Genomic DNA, 22,947 nt, shown 5'->3' with positions numbered 1-22,947 from the left:
TCAGGGCGCCGACACCAGCCGGTCCGCCATCGCCTTGATCGCCCGCATCTGCACCCCGTTCTTCCAGGCGAAATTCACGCCGGTATAGCCGAACCAGTCCCAGCAGCCGTTCGGGTTGCCCGGCGGCATCGCCGTGGTCTGCGGATACAACACGATGATGCGATTGCTGTCCGCCCATTCGTTGTAGCCGGCATGGCCGTAGAAAGCGTCGCCGACCGCGCCCGCGTACTGGCGGCAACCGTGCAGCGCCACATGCACCTTGCAGGATTCGCCCTCGGCGCAGGCGCGCGGCACATAGACATAGCCCTCGTCGGCCAGGCTGCTGCCCGGCGGCGCGTACGGCTTCTGGTTGAAAGCGGACACCTGGCTGCTCAATTGGCCGGCGCGCGGCTGCAAGGGGCCGTAGATTTGCGTCAGGATAGCGCCGGCCTGGTCGTAGCCTTCGCCCTTCCAGTCGCAATGGTTGACATAGGGCGACTTGGTCTCGCCGCAGTCATTGCCGTAAGCCGGCGTGATCTGGGCATGGCCGGCCGGCAGGCTGCGCAGGTAGTCGATGCTCGCCGCCGGCACCCCCAGCTTGCGGAAGTAACGCTCGGCGCTGTCCACCACCGCCGTCTTGACGGTATTGTCCTGGCTGCCGCTGAACAGATAGACGCGGCGCTTGGCCAGGTTGGACAAGGGATCGATCTGTCCCGCCAGCGCGAACTGCTGCGTCGCCAGCACCAGGCCGCCCACCGCCGGCGGCGGACCGCTCATGCAGGCCGGCGCGCCCGCCAGCATGCCCTTGGAACAATAGTAAGGCCCGCCCGCCACCACGCCGACGCCTCGCACCGAGGCGGAAAACGCCACCTGATACTGCACCGCCATGAAGGCGCCGGACGACAGACCGGACACCGAAGACTGCCGCGCGTCGCCGCGATACGCCGGCAGCGGCTCCGCCGCCGCCATCTGCGCCAGCGTCAACGCCAGCGCCCCAGCCCACCACCAAGCAGGTTTCAACATAAGCCCTCCTTAAAGAACCCGTTCCCTGTCCGCCCCGCGTCGTCAAACGCGACACGGCGAGCGCGGCTTTGAAACGCCCATGAGCCACGAGCGTTCCGCGTGCTCGGCTGCTTCGCCTTCGCTCGCGAGACTTTGAACAGACTGCGGTATCGCGCGAGGATCGCGCTCCCGCCTGGATTATGGCGTCCCCAGCCGGCAAAAATCACCCCAACGTCATGAATCGTCGGCAAATCGGTCAGTTCCCGCCCTGCCCCCAACCCCTCTCTGCCGCCGGAGCTGTTCCGCGTCGCTGGTATTCCGTACTATTCCAGTTTCATCAATGACAAGAAGAACGGCATGCCCCCGCTCCCCGCGCCCCGTACCGCCGGCCTGCGCGTCTCGCTGTTGCTCGGCCTGACGCTGACGCTCACCGCCTGCAAACCCCAGCCGCCTCCGCCCGCCGCCGAGCCGGCCGACACCGCCAGCGCGCCGTCCGTCGCCGGCCAAGTGCGACGCCTGAGCGCCGTGCCGGCCGGCGTCGAGCTGCGCGGCAAGCTGACCGCCGCCTACGGCTGGACGGACAGCGCCGGCGAGCACGTGCTGGTGCTGGCGGAGCGACAGGAAGCGCGCGGCGCCGACGGCGCGCAGAGCGCGACGCTCTACGCCGCGCAATACACGCTGGGCCAGGATAGGCCGCGACGGCAGTGGATGCTCAGCGACGGCGTGACGCGCTGCGAGTTCGACGCCAGCGCGACCTTCGATCTGGCCTCCATTGCTTTTCCGGACCTCAACCGCGACGGCGCGCTGGAAACGGTGGTCGGCTATCGCAGCGCTTGCGCCAGCGACGTCAGCCCCAACGACTACAAGCTGATTCTTCACGCCGGCAAAGCCAAATACGGCCTGCGCGGCCTGGATCGCCAGGGCGTGCGCTGGCTGGACCCGGACAATGGCCACCTGACCGGACTCCCGCTGCCCGAGGACTGCAGCCCGCAGGGCCAGCGGGCGCTGCAGGCCAAGGGCTGGGAGAAAGACTTCGAACCGCCCTATCTGCCCGGCTGTTACACCGACGAAAACGACTTCGCCGCGGCGCCGCCGGCTTTTGCTCGCCACATGCGCCAGCAGTGGTTTGCGCTGATGCGGCATCAGGAAGACAACTGGCTCAAGCAGCAACAGGAATGAGCGCGTGGCTTGCGGCCCTCGCAAACCTGCCCTTCGGTAATTATGATAATAATTCTTGTTTGCAATAAAATCGGAGCCACCACCCGCGTCTATCCTAAGGATTTTCATGGCTTCCGATTTTTCCCGCCCGCGCCGCGCCGCGCTGCGCTTATGGCTGAGCGCCGGCCTGGCTCTGGCCTTGAGCGCCTGCGGCGCGCCTGAGCAAAGCGCCGACGCCTCCGTCGCCGCCGCCGGCCAGTGGCCGCGCACCTTGAGCACGCCCAAGGGTCCGTTGACGCTGGAGCGGCCGCCGCTGCGCATCGTGTCCACCAGCGTGACCCTGACCGGCACCTTGCTCGCCATCAACGCCCCGGTGGTGGCCAGCGGCGGCAGCGCCGCCAATTCCAAAGTCACCGACGGCCAGGGCTTCTTCACCCAATGGGGGGCCGTGGCCAAGCAACGGGGCGTGCAGCCGCTTTACCAGGGCGAGCCCAATGCCGAAGCCATCATCGCCGCCCAGCCGGACCTGATCGTGATGGCCGGCACCGGCGGCGACTCCGCGCTGAAGCTGTACGAGCAATTAAGCCAGATGGCGCCGACTCTGGTGGTCAATTACGACGACAAGAGCTGGCAGGAGCTGGCGACGCTGCTGGGACGCGCCAGCGGCCGCGAGGCCGACGCCCAGGCGGTGATCGCCCGTTTCGACGCCGAAGTCGCGCAGTTGAAAAGCAAGCTGAAGCTGCCGCCGCAGCCCACCGCCGCCATGGTATACAGCGAGGACGGCTCCGGGGCCAATCTTTGGACGCCGGAATCGGCCCAGGGCAAGCTGCTGCAAGCGCTGGGCTTTACGCTCGCCACCGCGCCGGACAGCGTCAAGGGCAACACCAGCCAGGGCGTGCGCCGCGACATCGTGCAGCTGTCCGGCGAGAAATTCGCCGAAGGGCTGCGCGGCAACAGCATCCTGCTGTTCAACGCCGACGCGCCCAGCGTGCCCAAGGTGCTGGCCAATCCCTTCCTGGCCGGCAACGCCGCGGTGCGCGGCAAACAGGTCTACGCCGCCGGCTTCGACACCTTCCGCCTGGATTACTACAGCTCGCGCAATCTGCTGGCGCGGCTGGCGCGGCAATTCCAATAGCCGGCAGCGGCCGGCTTCCTTCCCGACAGGCTCGCGCCCGACACGGCGCGGGCCTGTTTTCACATTGATCGCCGCCATCCGGCGCCGCCTTCTCCATGAGCGCCTTCCCATGACGGGGCTGTGTAATTTTTTTAAGTAAATAAACAATGTTACTCATTAAATAAATTACATTAATGGCAATCGATGGAAAAGTATCGATAGCAAAGCCTATTTAGCCCCCCATCTGAAATCACGGCCAAATCAGGAGGCTCCCACCACAAGCGCCGCTTGTCAGGCGCAAAAAAGCCCCGGGCGCGGACGCGCCTCGGGGCACTTCAATGCATTCCATGCCGCGATCAACTTGATGAGCGGCCATGCCGGCGCGCGGCGCCGCGCCGCGCGACAAAAAAGGCCGCCTTGAAAGGCGGCCTGTTCGGCATGCGGCGCTTATTGCCGCCAAGCGGGATGATTCACGACCAACCCAGGCTGGCCAGCTCCTCCGCGCTCAGATGCCGCCATTCGCCCTGCGGCAGCTCGCCCAGCGCCACGCTGCCCAGGCTGATGCGGTGCAGCTGTTCCACCCGGTTGCTGGCCGCCGCCACCATGCGTTTGACCTGGTGATACTTGCCCTGGGTGATGGTCAGCAGAATCACATGGCTGTCCAGCCGCTCTATGCTGTCGGCGGCGAACTCTGCGCCTTCGTCGTTCAGATAAACCCCGCTTTGCAGCTTGGCGATGAACTCCTCGCTGGCCGCGTGTTTCAGCGTCACCTGGTAGCACTTGGGCACCAGCTTCTTGGGCGAGCTGAGCGCGTGCACGAACTGGCCGTCGTTGGTCAGCAGGATCAGGCCGGTGGTGTCCACGTCCAGCCGGCCCACGGCGGTGATGCCCAGATTGCCGAACTGATAAGGCAGCAGCCGATAAATGCCGGGATTGTGCTGCGGCTTGTGCGAGGTTTCGTAATTGGGGGGCTTGTGGAACAGCAAGTAGAGCGGCCCGGTCACCACGTCCCAGGGCTTGTCGTCCACCACCAGTTGCCGGATATCGGCCAGTTCCACCTGCTGACGGTAGTTGTCGACGATCTCGCCATTGAGTTCGACCAGGCCGTAGTCGATCAGCTGCCGGCATTCCTTGCGGCCGCCAAAGCCTTGTTGTTGCAGTAGTCGGTAAAGTTCCATCAGCGGATGGTAGCACACCGCCCCCGACGCGCCAGGCCGCCAAGCCGGAGCGTCAGGACACCAGCGGACGCATGGGATCCGCCACGCACACCCGGTCGCGCCCTTCCTTCTTGGCGCGGTACAAGGCCGCGTCGGCGGCGGCCACCACGCTGCCGGCGTCGGTGCCGTGCAGCGGGCACAGCGCCAGCCCCACCGACAAGGTGACGCGGATATCGTGCCCGCCGGCCACGATGGGCAGAACGCGCACATCGTGGCACAGCTGGCGCGCCTTGGCGTAGGCGTCGTTCAGCGACGCGCCGGGCAGCAGGATGAAGAACTCTTCGCCGCCGTAGCGGCAAACGATGTCTCCGCTGCGGAAGGCGTCGCTCAGATGCGCCGCCAGCGCCGTCAGCACCGCGTCGCCGCAAGGGTGGCCATACCGGTCGTTGATCTGCTTGAAATGATCAGCGTCGACCATCAACACCGCCACGTCCCTGTGCACCGCCAGCATATGACTGAGGATGCGCGGCAGAATATCGTCCAGATGACGGCGGTTGAACAGGCCGGTCAGCGGATCGCGCAATGCTTGCTCACGCAAGCCCTGCTGCAGCAGTTCTATTTCATTCAGATTCTGGCGCAGCGCCTGGTTGGCCTGCAGCAAATCCTGCTCCAGCTGTTTGCGCTCGCTGATGTCGTTGACGCCGTTGATCACAAACCAGCCGTCGTCGGCCCTCACCACGGAACAGGAGATCAGCGCCCAGAACTCCCGGCCGTCGGCGGCGCGCAGCCGCACTTCGCGGTCGCGCACGCAACCGCCTACGCGCAGCAGCGCGGACACGCGCTCGCGCTCGGTTGGATCCACGTAGAAGTCCTGCACCCGCAGCGGCCGCCCGGGCGCCAGACGTTCGCGGAACAGCTCCTCGGCGCGGGCATTGGCGTAGATCAGCTCGCCGCCCTGCAAACGGTTCATCGCCAAGGGAAAGGGCGCGGCGTCGGCCATCAGGCGCAAGCGCGCCTCGCTGTCCGCCAGTTCGCGGGTGCGGACGCGGACCTTGCCCTCCAATTGGCGGTTGACCCCGCGCAGCCTGGCCTCGGTGCGTCGCAGATCCACCGCCAGCGCGCCGAACACCAGCAAGGTGGTGGTCTGGATCAGCATCAGCATGCTGAGAGTCAGCAATGCCTGCTCGCCGTGCCCGAAAGCGCCGTGGCCGGACACGCCGCCGGCCAGAGCCAGCAGCAAAATCCCCAGCGACAGGCCATGGGCCAGCCGCAAGCGCTGGCGAAACGCAAACCACAGCAGAGGCAGGCTGAAGCAATAAGGCAGGGCGGCATAGCGTCCGGTGCTGTCGTCTATGCCCAGCATGGCCAGGCCGGCGACCAGCAAGGTCAGCCAGGCGGTCAAACCGTCCAGCGAGCCGAGGCCGCCGTGGCCTTCGCCTGTCACCGCGCGCCTCAACAGCAGCAGACAGGGCGTCAGGCTGAAAATGCCGGCCAGGTCCGCCAACCACCAGGCGATGAAGTGACGCCCCAGCGGCAATAAGAGTTGCGGCTGGCCATGCAGCAGGGCCGCCGTGCCGCCCATGGCGGCGATGGCCGCGGCCAGCGCCGCGCCGGCGATGAAGGCCTGGACATAGGACAGGCTGTGCAAGGGCAGGCGCCGGCCGCAGCGGTAGCGCACCAGCAAGGCGCCCAACAAGCTGCCCACCGTATTGGCGCCGGCGATCAACAAGGCGTCCGCCAGCGGCAACTGGCGCGACAAGAGGCTAAACAGCAAAGACCCCGCCGCCAGCCCCATGCCGTAGCGCTGGCCGCCGCGCAAGGCGACCGCCATCGCCAGGCCGGCCGGAAACCAGGCCGGCGTCAGCCAGGTTTCCGCATTCATGAAGCCGGCCATCAATAGCCGAGCCAAGCCCCAATAGGCCGCGGCCACGCTCAGCTGCCGCCATGCGGCCGCCCAAAAGCCCGCGGCGGCATCCCTCCATCGCTGCATGCTTGTCTCCACCCTCCCTCAGCGCACAGCCGCGACGGCCGGCGAATGGGGGAAACCATCCGTCCCCCGCGCGCCGGCTTGAACGCGACCGGTGTTCCGGGCCGTCCCCGGAACGGGGAGCAAGGCGGGAAACGCCGCTTTTTAGTCAATATAGATATATTGGATAAATTCCGCCGTCATTCCTTGGCTTTCTTGACTGCCACGCACGCAGGGGGCGGGCGGGCTATCTTGCTGATTCACATCGCGATTGAATAAATGATAGCTATCATCTAAAACGGAATCACCGCTTCGTCATTGCGTTGCGCCACCCTCTAGCCGAACAGGAAGGTCAACGATGCGCTACAGCTCAACTCACAAGACCGAAACCCGTCAACGGATCCTGACCATGGCCTCGCTGCGTTTTCGAGCCGAAGGCGTGGCCAATGTCGGCATCGCCAATCTGATGGCCGACCTGGGACTGACCCACGGCGGTTTCTACGCCCACTTCCACAGCAAGGACGATCTGGTGGCGCAATCCTGTCGCCAGGCGCTGCTGGACATGAACGAGATTTGGCAGACCCAACTGGAGCAGGCCCCCAACGGCGCCGGGCTGAAACGGCTGGCCAAGGATTATCTGAGCGCGGCGCACCGCGACTTTCCTGACTCCGGCTGCGCCGCCGCCGCGCTGGCCGGGGAGCTGGCCCGCCACGACAAAGCCACGCGCCAGGCGTTTTCCGAGGGCTTGCAGGCGCTGCTGCACACGCTGCGCCAGGCGCAACAATGCGACACGGCGGCCGGCTCTCGGCCGGCGCTGGCGCCCGAAGCCTGCCTGGCCCTGATGGTGGGCGCCTTGCTGCTGTCCCGCGCCATCTCGGACGAGACGCTGTCCGACCGGCTGCTGAAAACCGCGGCGGCGGCGCTGGCCCTGCAAGCCCGGGCTTAGAACCCGTTCAAAACCTCGCGGACAAGCGCGAGACAAGACCTTGCGGCGGGAGAAACGGAAGGAGCGCGCGGCGCGTGAGCATGCTGAGGCCTAGCCGCCGCGCGAGATCTCGCGCAGCGCAGCAGACAGGAAACGGCCTCTTTAGACGATGTCGAGGTGGTCTATGCCTTCCAGCGGGTCCCTGGACTTGGAGCCTTCGCTGTAAAGCTTGATCTTCAGCCGCAGATCGTTGATGGAGTCGGCGTTGCGCAGAGCGTCCTCGTAGCTGATCAGATCCGCCTCGTACAGCTCGAACAAGGACTGGTCGAAGGTCTGCATGCCGGTCTCGCGCGAGCGGCCCATCACTTCCTTCAGACCGGCGATTTCGCCCTTGAAGATCATGTCGGACACCAGCGGGCTGTTGAGCAGGATTTCCACCGCCGCCACCCGGCCGCGGCCGCTTTTGATCGGCACCAGCCGCTGGGAAATGATGGAACGCATATTCAGCGACAAATCCATCAAGACCTGTTGATGACGCTCCTCGGGGAAGAAGTTGAGGATGCGGTCCAGCGCCTGGTTGGCGTTGTTGGCGTGCAGCGTGGCCAGGCACAGGTGGCCGGTTTCGGCGAACTGCAAGCCGTAGCCCATGGTTTCGCGGTCGCGGATCTCGCCCATCAGGATCACGTCCGGCGCCTGGCGCAGGGTGTTCTTCAAGGCGATGTCCCAATCATCGGTGTCCACGCCCACCTCGCGCTGGGTGATGATGGACTTTTTGTGCTGGTGCACGTATTCGATCGGATCTTCGATGGTGATGATGTGGTCGTGGTTGTGGCTGTTGCGCCAGTCCACCAGCGCGGCCAGCGAGGTGGATTTGCCCGAGCCGGTGCCGCCGACGAAGATCACCAGCCCGCGCTTGATCAGCGCGATGTCGCGCAAGACCAGCGGCAGGTTGAGCTGGTCGAAAGTGGGGATTTCGGTGTTGATCTTGCGCAACACCATGCCGGCGTGGCCCTGCTGCACATAGGCGCTGACGCGGAAGCGCCCCAGGCCCGGCGGATTGATCGCGAAGTTGGCCTCTTTCTTGGTTTCGAACTCCTCGGTCTGCCGGTCGTTCATCACCGCGCGCACCAATTCCTTGGTGTGCTGGGCGGACAGGGGCTGCGGCGCCACCGGTGTGATCTTGCCGTCTATCTTCATCGCCGGCGGAAAGTCGGCGGCGATGAAGACATCGGAGGCGTTCTTGCCGGTGGCGTGCTTCAGCAGATCCAGTATGAACTTGGAAGCCTGGTCTTTTTCCATGATGAGGTCCCGCGGGTCGCCGTTTCTAGTGTAGCGCAGCGCCCGCTCAGAATTGATCCTTGTTGGCGGCCTTTTGTCTGGCGTCCGCCGGCGACACCATATTGCGCCGCACCAGCTCCTGTAGACACTGGTCCAGCGTCTGCATGCCGTGCTGCTGACCGGTCTGGATCATGGAGTTGATCTGGGCGATCTTGTTTTCGCGGATCAGGTTGCGGATCGCCGGGGTGCCCAGCATGATTTCATGCGCGGCCACCCGCCCGCTGCCGTCCTTGGTCTTGAGCAGGGTCTGGGCGATCACCGCGCGCACCGATTCGGACAGCATCGAACGCACCATCTCCTTTTCCCCGGCCGGGAACACGTCGACGATACGGTCTATGGTCTTGGCGGCGGAGCTGGTGTGCAGGGTGCCGAACACCAGGTGGCCGGTTTCCGCCGCGGTCAGCGCCAGACGTATGGTTTCCAGATCGCGCAATTCGCCCACCAGGATCACGTCCGGGTCTTCGCGCAGGGCGGACTTCAGCGCATTGGCGAAGCTGTGGGTCTGCAAGCCCAGCTCGCGCTGGTTGATCAGGCACTTCTTGCTGTCGTGGACGAACTCGATCGGATCCTCCACGGTCAGGATATGGGAGAAGTGGTTGTCGTTGATGAAATCAATCATCGCCGCCAGCGTGGTGGACTTGCCTGAGCCGGTGGGGCCGGTCACCAGCACCAGCCCGCGCGGAAAGGCGGCGATTTCCTGGAAGATCTTGGGCGCGCCCAGCTGCTCCAGCGACAGCACCTTGGACGGAATCACCCGGAACACCGCCCCCATGCCGCGGTTCTGCACGAAGGAGTTGACGCGGAAACGGGCGATGCCGGGCAGGTCGAAGGAAAAGTCGCACTCGAAGGTGTCTTCGAAGATTTTGCGCTGGTAATCGTTCATGATGTCGTACACCATGTCGTGCACGTCATGGTGGTCCATCGGCGGCAGGTTGATGCGGCGGATGTCGCCGTTCACCCGGATCATCGGCGGCAGCCCGGCGGACAGGTGCAGGTCGGACGCCTTGTTCTTGACCGTAAAGGCCAAGAGCTCCGAAATTTCCATAATATAATCTCCACGATGACTGCGCCGCCGCCATGGTTTCAGCCGCCAGGCGACCACTTGAAAAATAATGAAGAACCGCCCGCGTCGGCGACGCGCCCGAACGAGACCCCGGCATTTCCGGCTCTGGCGCTGATTGTAAGCTCAACTCAGCCATTTGGGATATCGCCGTCACCCCATATTATTAATGATGCGCGGCCATGATTCTTTGTAGAAACCCCAAACCCGGGCAACAAGCCTCACCGCCCGCAGCAAACCATTTCTCGACGCCATGACAGACTCCATCTCCCAACCCTTGCAGCAAGTCCGCCAACGCCTGGCGGACGCGGAACACGCCGCCGGCCGTCCGGCGGGATCGGTGCGCTTGCTGGCCGTCAGCAAAACCTTCCCCGCCGCGGACATCGAGCAAGCCTATCTTGCCGGCCAGCGCGCCTTTGGTGAAAACTACGTGCAGGAATTGCAGCAGAAGGCCGAGGCGCTGGCCGGCCTGGAGATCGAATGGCACTTCATCGGCCCGATGCAATCCAATAAAACCCGAGCGGTGGCGGAATTGGCGCACTGGGCCCACTCGGTGGAGCGGCTGAAAATCGCGGAACGGCTGTCGGCGCAACGTCCGGCGGCGCTGCCGCCGCTGAACGTGTGCATTCAGGTGAACGTGTCCGGCGAGGCCAGCAAGAGCGGCTGCGCGCCGGAGCAGGCGCTGGAATTGGCGCGCGCGGTGGCGGCCTTGCCGCGTCTGACCCTGCGCGGCCTGATGTGCATCCCGGAACCCACGGAGGACACGGTGCGGCTGGCGTCTCAGTTCGCCCAGCTGCGCAGGCTGCGCGAACGCCTGATCGCCGAAGGGCTGGCGCTGGACACGCTGTCCATGGGCATGTCCTCCGACATGGCCGTCGCCGTCGCCGAAGGCGCCACCCTGGTGCGGGTGGGTACGGCCATTTTCGGCGCGCGCCATTATCATTGAATGACATCGGCTTGAAACGATAGCGGTTTCAGGCCGGTTTATAAGGAAAAAGCATGCGGATTACCTTCATAGGCGGCGGCAATATGGCCAACGCCATCATCGCCGGCCTGATCAAGCAGGCGGCGCATCGCATCCACGTGGTAGACCCGGACGCCGGCAAAGTGGAACGGCTGCGCCAGGAATACGACGTCAGCGGCGGCGCGGCGCTGCCGGACGCCTTCGGCATCGGCGACATCGTGGTGCTGGCGGTCAAGCCGCAGCATCTGCGCGACTTGTGCCTGGAGCTTGAGCCCAGGCTCAACGGCGCGCTGGTGATCTCCATCGCCGCCGGCATCCGCCTGGACGCGCTATGCCGCTGGCTGGGCAGCAAGCGCGTGGTGCGGGTGATGCCCAACACCCCGGCGATGATAGGCAAGGGCGTGTCCGGCCTGTTCGCCTCGGTGGGCGTCAGCGAAGACGACCGCCAGGACGCCAACACCGTGATGCAGGCGGCCGGCATCACCGTCTGGCTGCAAAACGAACAACGCATCGACGACGTCACCGCCGTGTCCGGCAGCGGCCCGGCCTATGTGTTCTATTTCATCGAAAGCATGATAGAAGCCGCCCAGCAAACCGGCTTTTCCGAAGCGGAAGCGCGCCGGCTGGTGCTGGCCACCTTCGAAGGCGCGGTGGAACTGGCCAAGCAAAGCCCGCTGTCCGTGGCCGCCTTGCGCACCAATGTGATGTCCAAGGGCGGCACCACCGAACGCGCCATCGCCCGCTTTGAGGCGGAAGGCGTCAAGCAGGCCATCATCGCCGGCACGCTGGACTGCCGCGACCGCTCCATCGAAATGGGCCAACAACTCAGCCAGGACTAAGCCACATCATGTTCTTCGACACTTTGCGCTTTCTGATCCACACCCTTTGCGGCCTGTTCGTGCTGGTGCTGCTGCTGCGCTTCTATCTGCAAGTGGCGCGCGCGCCGTTCAAACACCCGCTGTGCCAGTTCGTGATGGCCGCCACCAATTTCGCGGTGCTGCCGCTGCGCAAGCTGGTGCCGGCGATGCGCGGCTACGACAGCGCCACCATGTTGCTGGCCTGGCTGGTGGCGCTGCTGTCCAATGTGCTGGTCACCTTGCTCAGCTCGGTGCCGGAAGTCTTCACCTTTCCGCAGGTCTGGGTGGCGCTGTCGCTGCTGTCGCTGCTGGAAGTGTTCAAGCAATCGCTGACCCTGTTGATGGGCAGCGTCATCGTTCAGGCCGTGCTCAGCTGGGTCAGCCCCTACAACCCGCTGATGCCGGTGCTGGACGCGCTGACCCGGCCCTTCCTGCGCCCGTTCCGCAAGGCCAATATCGGCGGCGTGGACCTGTCGCCGCTGGTGCTGCTCCTGATCATCCAGGTGATCCTGATGCTGCCGGTGCGCATGCTGGAAGCAAGCTTCTTGACCCAACTCAAGGTAGTACTGTAGCAATTCAGGTTATTTGTCATATTTTTTCGCGGCCGCGCTTTGCGGCCGCTCGTTTGGCAACCGATTTGCATCACCACACCAGGAGACTTCCAATGAAAAAAGCCTTGCTCGCCGCCGCCCTGTTGAGCGCCGCCGCCGCTCCCGCCTTCGCCAATATGCAGCTGGCGCAAAAATACAGCTGTACCGCCTGTCACGCGGTGGACAAGAAGATCGTCGGTCCGGCCTATAAGGACGTGGCCAAGAAATACGCCAGCCAGAAAGGCGCGGAAGCCATGCTGATGGCCAAGATCAAGAACGGCGGCTCCGGCGTGTGGGGCCCGGTGCCGATGACCCCGCATCCGAACATCCCGGACGCGGACCTGCGCGCGCTGGCCAAATGGGTGCTGTCGCTGAAATAAGCCATCCCGACGCTAGAAACCCGGCACGCCGCACGGCGCGCCGGCTCCCGGAAAAAGGCGGCGGATTGCCGCCTTTGAACTGTCCGGGACATTTTATGTCCTAGCCTGTTGCGCCAATACCCTTTTAACGATGCCTCAGGCTTGTTACCGGAGTGAAACAACGCTATACCGATTGTCAGCAGCAGGGAGTTAATATCACCTAAGCGCCTAAGACAGTTGCAGAAATAGCGGGGCGCCGGTAATCTTCTCCGCCTGTTGCCAACTCTATGCTGGAAGCACCTATTATGGCCAAACTAACCGAACAGGATATCCTCAACTGGACCGGCGACGATTACATGAACGCCGACCATCTTGAGTTTTTCAAAGACCGGTTGTTGCAGATGCAGCAGGAGTTGCTCTCTAACGCAAATGCGACCGCCAATCACCTGCAAGAGCAGGAAGCCACGCCGGATCCCGCTGACCGCGCCACGCTGGAAGAGGAATACGCGCTGGAACTGCGCACCCGCGACCGCGAGCGCAAGCTGCTGCAAAAGATCCAGGCCTCGCTGCGCCAGATCGAAGACGGTTCTTACGGCTTCTGCGAAGACACCGGCGAACCGATCGGCCTGCGCCGCCTGATGGCCCGCCCCACCGCCACGCTGTCGGTGGAAGCCCAGGAACGCCGCGAACGCATGAAGCGTCAGTACGCCGACTGACCGTTCCGGCTCTCGCCCGCAAAACGCCCTGGCCGCATCCGGGGCGTTTTTCATGTCCGCCTGTCCCTCGTCCAAGAAAAACAAGCAGATAAATCGGGAGCCGATAGCTTATCCCTAACGATCATCTAGTATGAATTTAGGGCATTAAAGCAGGCCGGCCGCTTGTCTAGCGTCGTGGAATCCGGTTATCTTGCTGCTATGCAAAAACTGAAATAGCAAGGAAGCCGCCTTTATGCAACGCCAGACCGACGACGTCAGAATCCGCGAAATCAAGGAATTGCTGCCGCCCATCGCCCACCTGTACGAACTGCCGATCACCGAGGCCGCCTCCGAGGTGATTTACGCCGCCCGCCGCGACATCTCCGCGCTCTTGCGCGGCGAGGACGACCGCCTGCTGGTGGTGATCGGCCCCTGCTCCATCCACGACACCGAAGCCGCCATTGAGTACGCCAAGAAGCTGGCGCCGCTGCGCGACAAGCTGTCGCAGGAGCTGGTGGTGGTGATGCGCGTCTACTTTGAAAAACCGCGCACCACCGTCGGCTGGAAAGGCCTGATCAACGATCCGCTGCTGAACGAATCCTTCGACATCAACAGCGGCCTGCGCATCGCGCGCCGCCTGCTGCTGACCCTGAACGACATGGGCATGCCGGCCGCCACCGAATTCCTGGACATGATCACGCCGCAGTACTTCGCCGACCTGATCAGCTGGGGTGCCATCGGCGCGCGCACCACCGAAAGCCAGGTGCACCGCGAACTGGCCTCCGGCCTGTCCTGCCCGGTGGGTTTCAAGAACGGCACCGACGGCAATCTGAAGATCGCCGTGGACGCCATCCGCTCCTCCAGCGTGCCCCACCATTTCCTGTCCGTGACCAAGACCGGCCACTCCGCCATCGTCTCCACCGGCGGCAACCCGGATTGCCACGTGATCCTGCGCGGCGGCAAGGAACCCAATTACTCGGCCGAGCACGTGAGCGCCGCGGCGGCGGAACTGGTCTCCGTGGGCCTGCCGCAAAAGCTGATGGTGGATTTCAGCCACGCCAACAGCCGCAAGGACTACCGTCGTCAGATGGAAGTGGCCGACGACATCGCCGGCCAGCTGGCCGCCGGCAACGCCAATATCTTCGGCGTGATGGTGGAAAGCCACTTGGTGGAAGGCCGCCAGGACCTGAAGCCGGGCTGCGAGTTGACCTACGGCCAGAGCGTCACCGACGCCTGCATCGGCTGGGACGACACGGAAAAACTGCTGACCACGCTGGCCGACGCGGTGAAGGCGCGCCGCGCGCGTCAAGACTGAGCCGGCGCCAAGCCGACAGCCTCGCGGCGGAGCATGCGCTCCGCCGTTTTCATTGGCTCAGCTGCTCGCCGGCCAGGCGGCCCAGAGTGGCGATCGCCCGCGCCAGCGCCGGCGACCACGGCTGGCCGAAGTTCAGCCGCAGGCAGTGGCCGAAACGCGGCTCGGCGGAAAACACCAGGCCCGGCGCGAAACTGATGGATTCGGCCAGCGCCCGCTCCAGCAAGCGGCCCGCGTCCAGCCCTTCCGGACATTCCACCCACAGCAGCAGACCGCCCTGCGGCCGCCGCAGCCGCGTGCCCTTGGGGAAGGCCGCCAGCACTGCGTCGGCCAGTTGGCCCATCTGCCGCGCCAATTGCCGCCGCAAACGCTCGGCGAAACGCGCGTAGTCGCCGTCGGCCAGCACGTCCGCCAACAAGCCCTGATACAAGGCCGAGCTCACCAGGCTGCTGCTATTGCTCAGCCGCGCCAGCGCCGCGTGATGGCGGCCGCCGGACAGCCAGCCCAGACGGAACGAAGGCGCGAAGCTCTTGGTGAAGGATGAGCAGTAAATCACCTCGCCGCGGCTGTCCCAGGCCTTCAGCGGCGTCGGATGCTGCTCGCCGAAGTAAAGCTCGCCGAACACATCGTCCTCGATGATGGTCAGGCCGTGACGGTAAGCCAGCTGCAACAAACGCTTCTTGGCTTCGTCCGGCATCAAGGCGCCGGTGGGATTCTGAAAATTGGTCACCGTCACCAGGCAGCGCGGCGCCGGTCCGTGGCGCAAGGCGAACTCCAGCGCCTCCAGCGACAGGCCGGCGTCCGGCGTGCACGGAATTTCCAGCGCTTTCAGTCCCAGGGCCTCCAGGGTTTGCAGCAGGCCGAAGTACACCGGCGTCTCCACCGCCACGGTGTCGCCCGGCCGGGTCAGCAAGCGCAGCGACAGGCTGATCGCCTCGGTGATGCCGTGGGTGAACAGGATGGCGTCCGGCTCCAGCGCCAGCTGCCACTGCGCCGCCAGCCCGCACACCAGCCGGTGCAGCCGCGCCTGTTCGCCGCGCGGCAGATAGGCGCCGATCAGCTCCGGCCGCTGGTTCAGCGTCTGTTGCAGCCGACGCGCCAGCGCCGCCGCCGGATACATGCTGCCGTGCGCTTCCGCCATGTGCAGCTGAGTGCCGATGTCCAGGCCCGACCATTCGATCAATTGCGACATGCGGCTATCCACCCGCACCAGGGTCGCGGCCGACGGCAAGCCGTCGTCCCGGGCATGCGCCTGCTGCGCGCGGCTGGGCAAGGCGGCGAAAAAGCCGGCGCGCGGCCGGGCGCTGACGCGTTGCCGGCGCTCCAGATGGCGGTAAGCCGCCAGCGCGGTCAAGACGTTGACGCCGTGCAGGGCGGCCAGGCGGCGCACCGAGGGCAGCCGGCTGCCGGGCGGGTACTCGCCGCTGTCCAGCCCGCGCTCGATGTCCGCGGCAATGCGTAGATACAGGGAATCAGTCATCGCTGTTATATAGAACAGATTGTGCGCAGCATAAACTGTTTGCGTCGGCTGTGGGAAGGCGAGGCGCGGCGCTTGCGCTAGGCTGGCCCTACTTTTCATCGCAAGAAAGCGCATCATGCCGTCCACCTTCTGGCGCGACCTGTCGCCCTCCGCCGCGCTGGCCGCGGCGCTGGCCTTATTGGTCGGCTATTCCGGCCCCTTCCTCATCATCGTCCACGCCGCCCAGTCCGCCGGCTTGTCCCCGGCCCAGCTCGGCTCCTGGATCTGGGCGGTGTCCATCGGCTCCGGCGTGGCCGGCCTCTACCTGTCCTGGCGCTGGAAAGCGCCGGTGATCACCGCCTGGAGCACCCCCGGCGCGGCCCTGCTGCTGGCTGCCCTGCCCGGCGTGCCCTACGGCGAGGCGGTGGGCGCCTTCCTGGCCGCCGCCGCCATCGTCACCCTGCTGGGCGTCAGCGGCCTGTTCGACCGGCTGATGAAGGTGTTCCCCGCCGCGCTGGCGGCGGCGATGCTGGCCGGCATCCTGTTCCGCTTCGTCGCCGAACTGGCCAGCGCCGCCGGCCACGATCCGCTGCTGGTGGTCAGCATGGCCGCGCTGTTCTTCGTTGGCCGCCGCTTCTTCCCGCGCTACGCGCTGCCGGCCGCCATCCTGCTGGGCCTGCTGCTGGCGGCGGCGCAAGGCCTGTTCCAGCCGCTGCCGGCCCACGGCGGAGGCGGCGGCGGTCCGCTGTTCACCACGCCGCAATGGTCGTGGAGCGCCTTCTTCAATCTGGCCTTGCCGCTGGCGCTGGTGGCGCTGACCGGTCAATTCCTGCCCGGCATGGCGGTGCTGGCCTCCTCCGGCTACCGCATCCCGGCCCGCTCGCCGGTGTCGCTGCTGGGCGCGGTGTCCATGCTGACCGCGCCCTTCGGCGGCCACGGCGTGGTGCTGGCGGCGATCACCGCCGCCATCTGCACCGGACCGGAAACCCACCCCGATCCCAAACGCCGCTATGTGGCCGGCGTGATCTGCGGCGCGCTCTATCTGGCGATAGGCGCGGCCGGCGGAGCGCTGGCCAGCCTGATCCTGACCCTGCCCAAGGCGCTGGTGGCCACCGCCGCCGGGCTGGCGCTGTTCGGCACCCTGGCGTCCTCCTTGAGCGCGGCGCTAAGCGACGAGGGCCGCCGCGAAGCGGCGCTGATCACCTTCGTGGTGGCGGCCTCCGGCGTCAGCATCGCCGGCCTGGGCGCGCCGCTGTGGGCCTTGCTGGCCGGCGGCGCGGTGGCCTTGATCCTGCGGCCGGCCAAGGCCCGGCAGGCCGAAGCCGCCGTCGGCCAGCGCGGCTGAACCGGCACTGGCAGCCCGGCGGCGGGCATGATAAGTTAAGGGACTGGATACAATATTCCGCGCGGCGACCGAACCGGGCGGACCCTGCCCACCCTCGAGGAAACCATGTTCGCTGCCACCGTATACGCGCAACGCCGCGCCCGTCTGCAAGCGGCCGGCCTGTCCGGCCTGCTGCTGTTTGTCGGCAATGTCGATTCGCCGATGAACTATCACGACAACACCCTGCCCTTCGTGCAGGACTCCAGCTTCCGTTATTTCTTCGGCCTGAACGAACCGGGCCTGGCCGGCCTCATCGACGCCGACAGCGGCGAAGCGACGCTGTTCGGCAACGATCCGGACGTGGCCGACATCGTCTGGACCGGCCCGCTGCCCAGCCTGGCCGAACGCGCCGCGCTGGCCGGCCTGACACACAGCCGCGGCTACGCCGAACTGGCCTCCGCGCTGAGCGCCGCGCGCGCCGCCGGCCGCGCCGTCCATTACCTGGCGCCGTACCGCGGCGAGACCCTGATTGAAATGGGCCGCTTGCTGGACGTTCATCCGGCCAAGGTCAAGGACGGCTTCTCCGCGCCGCTGACCCATGCCGTGGTGGCGCTGCGCGAAATCAAGGGCGACGAAGAAATCGCCGAAATGGAAGCGGCGCTGGCGGTGACCCGCGACATGCACGTCGCCGCGATGCGCCACGCCAAACCCGGTGTGATGGAATACGAGGTGGTGGGCGAGATGGAAGGCATCATGCGCCGCCGCGACTGGCAGCTGGCCTATCCGTCCATCTTCTCCCGCCGCGGCGAAGTGCTGCACAACCATCACCACGACAACCGCCTGGAAAGCGGCGACCTGGCGCTGAACGACACCGGCTGTACCTCCGGCGGCGGCTACGCCAGCGACATCACCCGCACCTTCCCGGTGGGCGGCAAGTTCAGCCCGCGCCAGCGCGAACTGTACAATATCGTGCTGGACATGCAGCTGGCCGCCATCGAGGCGATGAAGCCGGGCGTGCGCTATCTGGACGTGCACAAGCTGTCCGCGCGGCTGATGGTGGAAAGAATGAGCGCGCTGGGCTTCTTCCAGGGCGACGCCAACGATATCGTTGAATCCGGCGCCTACGCCATCGCCTTCCCGCACGGCCTTGGCCATCAAATCGGCATGGACGTGCACGATATGGAAGGCCTGGGCGAAGACCTGGTGGGTTACGGCGAGGACACCGAGCGCAGCCCGCTGTTCGGCCTGGGCTACCTGCGTCTGGGCAAGCCGCTGAAACAAGGCATGGTGGTGACGGTGGAGCCCGGCATGTACTTCATCCCGGCGCTGATCGAAGCCTGGGCCGCCGAAGGCCGCCACAGCCAGTACATCGACTACGACAAATTCCGCGAATACCAGGACTTCGGCGGCATCCGCATCGAAGACAATGTGCTGGTCACCGCCGACGGCAGCCGCGTGCTGGGCGCGCCGATTCCCAAGACGGTGGAAGAAGTCGAAGCCGCGATGGCCGGTTGAAACCCGCCGCTCCCGCCTTCCAGCCGCCCATGGGCGGCTTTTTCACGCCCGGTCGCCTGCGCTCGCCCCCGCGTCGCATTCTGACCAGCCCCCGCCGCGGGCCGATGCTAGTGTCGGTCTTTCCTTGCGTCAGCATCGGGAGACCCCTACATGGCTGCATTACCGGAAACCGGGGCGACAGACCGCCTCAACCGCACGGTGTTCCTCGGTTCGTCCAGCTGCATTCTGGCGCTGGCGCTGTGGGCGATGCTGGACGCCGACGCCGCCGCCCGCGTCATGGCCCAGGTGCTGGGCTGGATCACCGAGGGCTTTGGCTGGTACTACTTCCTGGCCGCCACGCTCTATGTCTTGTTCGTCCTCGTCATCGCCTGTTCCCGCTTTGGCAGCATCAAGCTGGGTCCGGCCCATTCGCGGCCGGAATACAGCCTGTTCACCTGGGGCGCGATGCTGTTCGCCGCCGGCATCGGCATCGACCTGATGTTTTTCTCGGTGGCCGAACCGGTCACCCACCTGCTGGCCCCGCCCGAGGGCGCGCCCGGCACCCACGCCGCCGCGCGCCAGGCCATGTCCTGGACCCTGTTCCACTACGGCATCACCGGCTGGTCGATGTACGCGTTGATGGGCATGGCCTTGGGCTACTTCAGCTATCGCCATCAATTGCCGCTCAGCATCCGCTCGGCCCTCTATCCCATCTTCGGCCGCCGCATCCACGGCGCGCTCGGCCACGGCGTCGACATCGCCGCCGTGCTCGGCACCATCTTCGGCATCGCCACCTCGCTGGGCATAGGCGTGGTGCAGCTCAACTACGGCCTGCGCTTCATGTTCGACATTCCGGAAGGGGTGCTGGCGCAGGCCTTGCTGATCCTGCTGTCGGTGGCGATGGCCACCCTGTCCGTGGTCTCCGGCGTGGACAAGGGCATCCGCCGGCTATCGGAATTGAACGTGCTGCTGGCCATCCTGCTAATTCTGTTCGTGCTGTTCAGCGGCAATACCGTGTTCCTGCTCAACGGCCTGGTGCTGAACGTGGGCGACTACCTGAACGGCTTCGCCGGCATGACCCTGAACACCTTCGCCTTCCAGCGCCCGGTGGACTGGCTGAATGCCTGGACCCTGTTCTTCTGGGCCTGGTGGGTGGCCTGGGCGCCCTTCGTCGGCCTGTTCCTGGCGCGCATCTCGCGCGGCCGCACCCTGCGCCAATTCATCATCGGCACCCTGGTCATCCCCTTCGTGTTCACCTTGATCTGGATTTCCATCTTCGGCAACAGCGCGCTGGACCTGGTGCTGGCCGGCAACCAGAGCTTCGGCAAGACCGCGATGGAGACGCCGGAACGGGCGTTCTATTCGCTGCTGGCGCAATACCCGTGGACCGGTTTCAGCGCCCTGCTCGCCACCGTCACCGGTCTGCTGTTCTACGTCACCTCGGCCGACTCCGGCGCGCTGGTGCTGGGCAACTTCACCTCCATTCTCAAGGACCCGGCCAGCGACGCGCCCAAGTGGCTGCGCATTTTCTGGTCGCTGGCCATCGGCATCCTGACGCTGTCCATGCTGATGGTGGGCGGCGTGCCCACGCTGCAGAACGCCACCATCATCATGGGCTTGCCCTTCTCTTTCGTGATGTTCTTCATCATGGCCGGCTTGTACAAGGCGCTGCGGCGCGAAGGCATGCGCGAAGACAGCCGCCAGGCCAGCCTGGCCGGCTCGCTGTCCGGCCGCACCTACGCCCACTCCGATCCGCGGCTGAACTGGCAGCAGCGGCTGAGCCGGGCGATGAGCTATCCGGACGCGGACCAGACCCGGACCATGCTGGAACACAGCTGTCTCCCGGCCTTGCGCGAGGTTTGCGCCGCGCTGCGCCAGCGCGGCGCCAAGGCGCGGCTGGAACAGGAAACAGACCCGCAGACCGGCCTGCCGCGGCTGGGCCTGCTCATCGCCGGCGACGGCGACGCCGCCTTCCGCTACCGCATCCAGGCCGCCATGGCGGCCACGCCCTCCTTCGCCATCCGCGCCGCGCCCGGCCATTACTGCCGATTGGAAGTGCACTTGCAGGACGGCAGCCAGGGCTACAGCCTGTGGGGCTACCACAAGGAACAGATCATCGCCGACATCCTGGACCAGTACGAACGGCATCTGCACTACCTCCACCTCAGCCGGCAAGCGCAGTCCGCCGCCTCATAGACCTCCGCGCCGCCGGGCTGGACGCCGCCGTCGCGGCGTCGCACCATGCGCTATTCAATCCGGCATGATGGGAAGCGCGATGGAAACCGTGGAATGCGTGGTGATAGGCGCCGGCGTGATCGGCCTGGCCGTGGCGCGGCAGCTGGCGATGGCCGGCCGCGAAGTCCTCATCGTGGAAGCGGAAAGCGCCATCGGCCAGCATGCGTCCAGCCGCAACAGCGAAGTGATCCACGCCGGGCTCTACTATCCGCCCGGCAGCCTGAAAGCGCGGCTCTGCGTGGCCGGCCGCCAGCGGCTGTACGACTACTGCGCCCAGCGCGCGATTGCCCACCGGCGCTGCGGCAAGCTCGTCGTCGCCGCAAACGAGGCCGAACTGCCGCGGCTGCAAGCCTTGCAACAGCGCGCCGCCGCCAACGGCGTCGATGATCTGCGCTGGCTGGACGCGGAACAGCTTCAGGCGCTGGAGCCGGCCTTGCAGGCCCGCGCCGCGCTGTTGTCGCCGTCCACCGGCATAATAGACAGCCACGGCCTGATGCTGGCCCTGCTGGCCGACGCCGAGGCCCACGGCGCGACGTTGGCCTTGAACTCCCCGCTGCAAGACGGCCGCGTGAGCGGCGACGGTTTGGAGCTGAACATCGCCGGCATGCGGCTACGCGCAGAGCTGACGGTCAACGCCGCCGGCGCGTGGGCGCCGCGGGCGGCGGCCAGCATTGCCGGGGTTCCACGTGAAACCATTCCCACGCCCTATTACGCGCGCGGCGTCTATTTCGCGCTGCAAGGCCGCTCGCCGTTCCAGCGCCTGATCTACCCGCTGCCCGAGGCCGGCGGCCTGGGCACGCATCTGACGCTGGACCTGGCCGGCCAGGCTCGCTTCGGCCCGGACCTGGAATGGGTGGACGCCATCGACTACCAAGTGGACCCGGCACGCGCGGAGCGCTTCTACGCCGGCGTCCGCCGCTGGTGGCCGGCGCTGCCGGAACAGGCGCTGGCGCCGGCCTACGCCGGCATCCGCCCCAAGATCGCCGGACCCGGCGCGCCGGACGCGGACTTCCTGATCCAGGGGCCGGCGCAGCACCGCGTGCCCGGCCTGCTCCAACTCTACGGCATCGAATCCCCCGGCCTCACCGCCAGCCTGGCGCTGGCCGAATACGCGGCGGCGACGCTGACGGCATAGCGCCGGGACGAGTTGTCCGCTTACAATCGAACCGTCCCAACCCGCCGCCTCGCAGTCTATGCTCATTCTGAATCAACGCCAGCAGGAATTGCTGGCCATGGTCAAACGCGACAGCTACGTCAGCGTGGAAAAGCTGGCCGAACATTTCTCCGTCACCCGGCAGACCATACGCCGCGACATCGCGCTGCTGGCCGAGCATCAGTTGCTGCAACGCTATCACGGCGGCGCCAGCGTGCTGTCCAGCGTGGAGAACGTCGCCTACCAGGCGCGGCAGGTGCTGTGCATAGACGAAAAGCGCCGCATCGCCGAATGCCTGGCCCGCCACATCCCGGACAACGCTTCGCTGTTCATCAATCTGGGCACCACCACCGAGGAAGTGGCCAAGGCGCTGCACCAGCACCGCGGCCTGCGGGTGATCACCAATAATCTGCACGTGGCGGACACCATGTGCGACTACCCGGACTGCGAAGTCATCGTGCTGGGCGGCATGCTGCGCAAACGCGACCGCGGCATCACCGGCGAGGCCACGGTGCAGCTGATCCGCCAGTTCCGCGTCGATTACGGCATCATCGGCATTTCCAGCATCGAGCTGGACGGCACGCTGCGCGATTACGACTACCGCGAGGTGCGCAGCGCCGAGGCCATCATCCAGCAATCCCGCCATGTCTTCCTGGCCGCCGACCACAGCAAGTTCGACCGCCCGGCGCTGGTGGAGCTGGGCCATCTGTCGCAGATAGACGCGCTGTTCACCGACCAGCCGCCGCCGCCCGCCGTCGTCGAGCTGATGCGGGAGGCGGATACCCAATTGTACGTGGCGGACTGAG

20 protein-coding genes are annotated in these 22,947 nt (G+C 65.8%); 14 read left to right on the top strand and 6 right to left on the bottom strand.

Annotation, left to right across the window (positions count from 1 at the left end):
• Window positions 1-1,002 carry an extracellular catalytic domain type 2 short-chain-length polyhydroxyalkanoate depolymerase gene (locus tag ACODRW_RS04745; protein WP_107801212.1) on the bottom strand — a complete coding sequence of 334 codons (1,002 nt, stop codon included), beginning with the start codon at window positions 1,000-1,002 and terminating at the stop codon, window positions 1-3.
• A gap of 336 nt (window positions 1,003-1,338) precedes the next feature.
• On the opposite strand from ACODRW_RS04745, the gene ACODRW_RS04740 reads away from it, so the two are divergent.
• Together ACODRW_RS04740 and fepB are read left to right on the top strand one after the other, a co-directional pair.
• A complete protein-coding gene (locus tag ACODRW_RS04740; RefSeq protein WP_488905266.1) occupies window positions 1,339-2,160 on the top strand; it encodes a M949_RS01915 family surface polysaccharide biosynthesis protein in 822 nt (273 codons plus the stop codon).
• A 106-nt stretch (window positions 2,161-2,266) separates the two neighbouring features.
• The gene (gene fepB / locus ACODRW_RS04735; RefSeq protein ID WP_488876709.1) at window positions 2,267-3,274 is read left to right on the top strand and encodes a Fe2+-enterobactin ABC transporter substrate-binding protein; all 1,008 of its coding nucleotides are present in this window, start codon (window positions 2,267-2,269) and stop codon (window positions 3,272-3,274) included.
• 449 nt (window positions 3,275-3,723) lie between these two features.
• On the opposite strand, the gene ACODRW_RS04730 is transcribed toward fepB, so the two are convergent.
• Complete coding sequence (locus ACODRW_RS04730) at window positions 3,724-4,431, bottom strand: pseudouridine synthase (protein ID WP_107802064.1); 708 nt, start codon at window positions 4,429-4,431, stop codon at window positions 3,724-3,726.
• A 52-nt stretch (window positions 4,432-4,483) separates the two neighbouring features.
• Window positions 4,484-6,400 (bottom strand): sensor domain-containing diguanylate cyclase, encoded by a 1,917-nt coding sequence (locus tag ACODRW_RS04725; protein ID WP_488905265.1) that lies wholly within the window; start codon window positions 6,398-6,400, stop codon window positions 4,484-4,486.
• A gap of 334 nt (window positions 6,401-6,734) precedes the next feature.
• On the opposite strand from ACODRW_RS04725, the gene ACODRW_RS04720 reads away from it, so the two are divergent.
• Window positions 6,735-7,322, top strand: a complete 588-nt coding sequence (locus ACODRW_RS04720; RefSeq protein ID WP_488905264.1) for a TetR/AcrR family transcriptional regulator — start codon at window positions 6,735-6,737, stop codon at window positions 7,320-7,322.
• Window positions 7,323-7,463: 141 nt separating this feature from the next.
• Here ACODRW_RS04720 and ACODRW_RS04715 read toward each other — a convergent pair whose 3' ends face one another.
• Both ACODRW_RS04715 and ACODRW_RS04710 read right to left on the bottom strand, forming a co-directional pair.
• Window positions 7,464-8,600 (bottom strand): PilT/PilU family type 4a pilus ATPase, encoded by a 1,137-nt coding sequence (locus ACODRW_RS04715; RefSeq protein ID WP_048412756.1) that lies wholly within the window; start codon window positions 8,598-8,600, stop codon window positions 7,464-7,466.
• Window positions 8,601-8,646: 46 nt separating this feature from the next.
• Window positions 8,647-9,684, bottom strand: coding sequence for a type IV pilus twitching motility protein PilT (locus ACODRW_RS04710; protein WP_043589321.1), 1,038 nt, complete (start codon window positions 9,682-9,684; stop codon window positions 8,647-8,649).
• A gap of 268 nt (window positions 9,685-9,952) precedes the next feature.
• On the opposite strand from ACODRW_RS04710, the gene ACODRW_RS04705 reads away from it, so the two are divergent.
• The 6 genes from ACODRW_RS04705 to aroG all read left to right on the top strand — a co-directional run bounded on the left by ACODRW_RS04705 (window position 9,953) and on the right by aroG (window position 14,479).
• Entirely contained in the window at window positions 9,953-10,645 is a 693-nt protein-coding gene (locus tag ACODRW_RS04705) for a YggS family pyridoxal phosphate-dependent enzyme (protein ID WP_488905263.1), read from the top strand.
• A gap of 53 nt (window positions 10,646-10,698) precedes the next feature.
• Window positions 10,699-11,502 carry a pyrroline-5-carboxylate reductase gene (proC, locus tag ACODRW_RS04700; RefSeq protein ID WP_107801224.1) on the top strand — a complete coding sequence of 268 codons (804 nt, stop codon included), beginning with the start codon at window positions 10,699-10,701 and terminating at the stop codon, window positions 11,500-11,502.
• A gap of 8 nt (window positions 11,503-11,510) precedes the next feature.
• Entirely contained in the window at window positions 11,511-12,092 is a 582-nt protein-coding gene (locus ACODRW_RS04695) for a YggT family protein (RefSeq protein ID WP_107801225.1), read from the top strand.
• A gap of 92 nt (window positions 12,093-12,184) precedes the next feature.
• Window positions 12,185-12,490 (top strand): c-type cytochrome, encoded by a 306-nt coding sequence (locus ACODRW_RS04690; RefSeq protein WP_107801226.1) that lies wholly within the window; start codon window positions 12,185-12,187, stop codon window positions 12,488-12,490.
• A gap of 284 nt (window positions 12,491-12,774) precedes the next feature.
• On the top strand, window positions 12,775-13,185 hold the full coding sequence (gene dksA, locus ACODRW_RS04685) for an RNA polymerase-binding protein DksA (RefSeq protein ID WP_019102526.1): 411 nt from the start codon (window positions 12,775-12,777) through the stop codon (window positions 13,183-13,185).
• A 232-nt stretch (window positions 13,186-13,417) separates the two neighbouring features.
• On the top strand, window positions 13,418-14,479 hold the full coding sequence (gene aroG / locus ACODRW_RS04680; RefSeq protein WP_235085726.1) for a 3-deoxy-7-phosphoheptulonate synthase AroG: 1,062 nt from the start codon (window positions 13,418-13,420) through the stop codon (window positions 14,477-14,479).
• A gap of 49 nt (window positions 14,480-14,528) precedes the next feature.
• Here the strand turns inward: aroG and ACODRW_RS04675 are convergent, their stop codons facing one another.
• Window positions 14,529-15,956 (bottom strand): aminotransferase-like domain-containing protein, encoded by a 1,428-nt coding sequence (locus ACODRW_RS04675; protein ID WP_235085722.1) that lies wholly within the window; start codon window positions 15,954-15,956, stop codon window positions 14,529-14,531.
• Window positions 15,957-16,071: 115 nt separating this feature from the next.
• Here ACODRW_RS04675 and ACODRW_RS04670 point away from each other — a divergent pair, with 115 nt between their 5' ends.
• From ACODRW_RS04670 to ACODRW_RS04650, 5 genes are all read left to right on the top strand, one after another.
• Window positions 16,072-17,280, top strand: coding sequence for a benzoate/H(+) symporter BenE family transporter (locus ACODRW_RS04670; protein ID WP_253314984.1), 1,209 nt, complete (start codon window positions 16,072-16,074; stop codon window positions 17,278-17,280).
• Between the two features lie 105 nt (window positions 17,281-17,385).
• Window positions 17,386-18,774, top strand: a complete 1,389-nt coding sequence (locus tag ACODRW_RS04665) for an aminopeptidase P family protein (protein WP_253314985.1) — start codon at window positions 17,386-17,388, stop codon at window positions 18,772-18,774.
• 150 nt (window positions 18,775-18,924) lie between these two features.
• Window positions 18,925-20,949 (top strand): choline BCCT transporter BetT, encoded by a 2,025-nt coding sequence (betT, locus tag ACODRW_RS04660; protein ID WP_235085715.1) that lies wholly within the window; start codon window positions 18,925-18,927, stop codon window positions 20,947-20,949.
• Between the two features lie 79 nt (window positions 20,950-21,028).
• Complete coding sequence (locus ACODRW_RS04655; protein ID WP_488905262.1) at window positions 21,029-22,123, top strand: NAD(P)/FAD-dependent oxidoreductase; 1,095 nt, start codon at window positions 21,029-21,031, stop codon at window positions 22,121-22,123.
• A gap of 58 nt (window positions 22,124-22,181) precedes the next feature.
• Window positions 22,182-22,946: a DeoR/GlpR family DNA-binding transcription regulator gene (locus ACODRW_RS04650; protein ID WP_107801233.1), complete on the top strand. Its 765-nt coding sequence runs from the start codon at window positions 22,182-22,184 to the stop codon at window positions 22,944-22,946.
• Window position 22,947 lies beyond the last annotated feature (1 nt).

This window comes from Chromobacterium sp. FG89 (genome assembly GCF_057808735.1).
Note: the sequence above shows the minus strand (reverse complement) of the source record. Positions and strands in the feature narration are given on the sequence as shown.

Coding starts and splice junctions, on each gene's coding strand:
- ACODRW_RS04745 (WP_107801212.1), bottom strand. CDS start 1,002: ATGTTGAAACCTGCTTGGTGGTGGGCTGGGGCGCTGGCGTTGACGCTG.
- ACODRW_RS04740 (WP_488905266.1), top strand. CDS start 1,339: ATGCCCCCGCTCCCCGCGCCCCGTACCGCCGGCCTGCGCGTCTCGCTG.
- fepB (WP_488876709.1), top strand. CDS start 2,267: ATGGCTTCCGATTTTTCCCGCCCGCGCCGCGCCGCGCTGCGCTTATGG.
- ACODRW_RS04730 (WP_107802064.1), bottom strand. CDS start 4,431: ATGGAACTTTACCGACTACTGCAACAACAAGGCTTTGGCGGCCGCAAG.
- ACODRW_RS04725 (WP_488905265.1), bottom strand. CDS start 6,400: ATGCAGCGATGGAGGGATGCCGCCGCGGGCTTTTGGGCGGCCGCATGG.
- ACODRW_RS04720 (WP_488905264.1), top strand. CDS start 6,735: ATGCGCTACAGCTCAACTCACAAGACCGAAACCCGTCAACGGATCCTG.
- ACODRW_RS04715 (WP_048412756.1), bottom strand. CDS start 8,600: ATGGAAAAAGACCAGGCTTCCAAGTTCATACTGGATCTGCTGAAGCAC.
- ACODRW_RS04710 (WP_043589321.1), bottom strand. CDS start 9,684: ATGGAAATTTCGGAGCTCTTGGCCTTTACGGTCAAGAACAAGGCGTCC.
- ACODRW_RS04705 (WP_488905263.1), top strand. CDS start 9,953: ATGACAGACTCCATCTCCCAACCCTTGCAGCAAGTCCGCCAACGCCTG.
- proC (WP_107801224.1), top strand. CDS start 10,699: ATGCGGATTACCTTCATAGGCGGCGGCAATATGGCCAACGCCATCATC.
- ACODRW_RS04695 (WP_107801225.1), top strand. CDS start 11,511: ATGTTCTTCGACACTTTGCGCTTTCTGATCCACACCCTTTGCGGCCTG.
- ACODRW_RS04690 (WP_107801226.1), top strand. CDS start 12,185: ATGAAAAAAGCCTTGCTCGCCGCCGCCCTGTTGAGCGCCGCCGCCGCT.
- dksA (WP_019102526.1), top strand. CDS start 12,775: ATGGCCAAACTAACCGAACAGGATATCCTCAACTGGACCGGCGACGAT.
- aroG (WP_235085726.1), top strand. CDS start 13,418: ATGCAACGCCAGACCGACGACGTCAGAATCCGCGAAATCAAGGAATTG.
- ACODRW_RS04675 (WP_235085722.1), bottom strand. CDS start 15,956: ATGACTGATTCCCTGTATCTACGCATTGCCGCGGACATCGAGCGCGGG.
- ACODRW_RS04670 (WP_253314984.1), top strand. CDS start 16,072: ATGCCGTCCACCTTCTGGCGCGACCTGTCGCCCTCCGCCGCGCTGGCC.
- ACODRW_RS04665 (WP_253314985.1), top strand. CDS start 17,386: ATGTTCGCTGCCACCGTATACGCGCAACGCCGCGCCCGTCTGCAAGCG.
- betT (WP_235085715.1), top strand. CDS start 18,925: ATGGCTGCATTACCGGAAACCGGGGCGACAGACCGCCTCAACCGCACG.
- ACODRW_RS04655 (WP_488905262.1), top strand. CDS start 21,029: ATGGAAACCGTGGAATGCGTGGTGATAGGCGCCGGCGTGATCGGCCTG.
- ACODRW_RS04650 (WP_107801233.1), top strand. CDS start 22,182: ATGCTCATTCTGAATCAACGCCAGCAGGAATTGCTGGCCATGGTCAAA.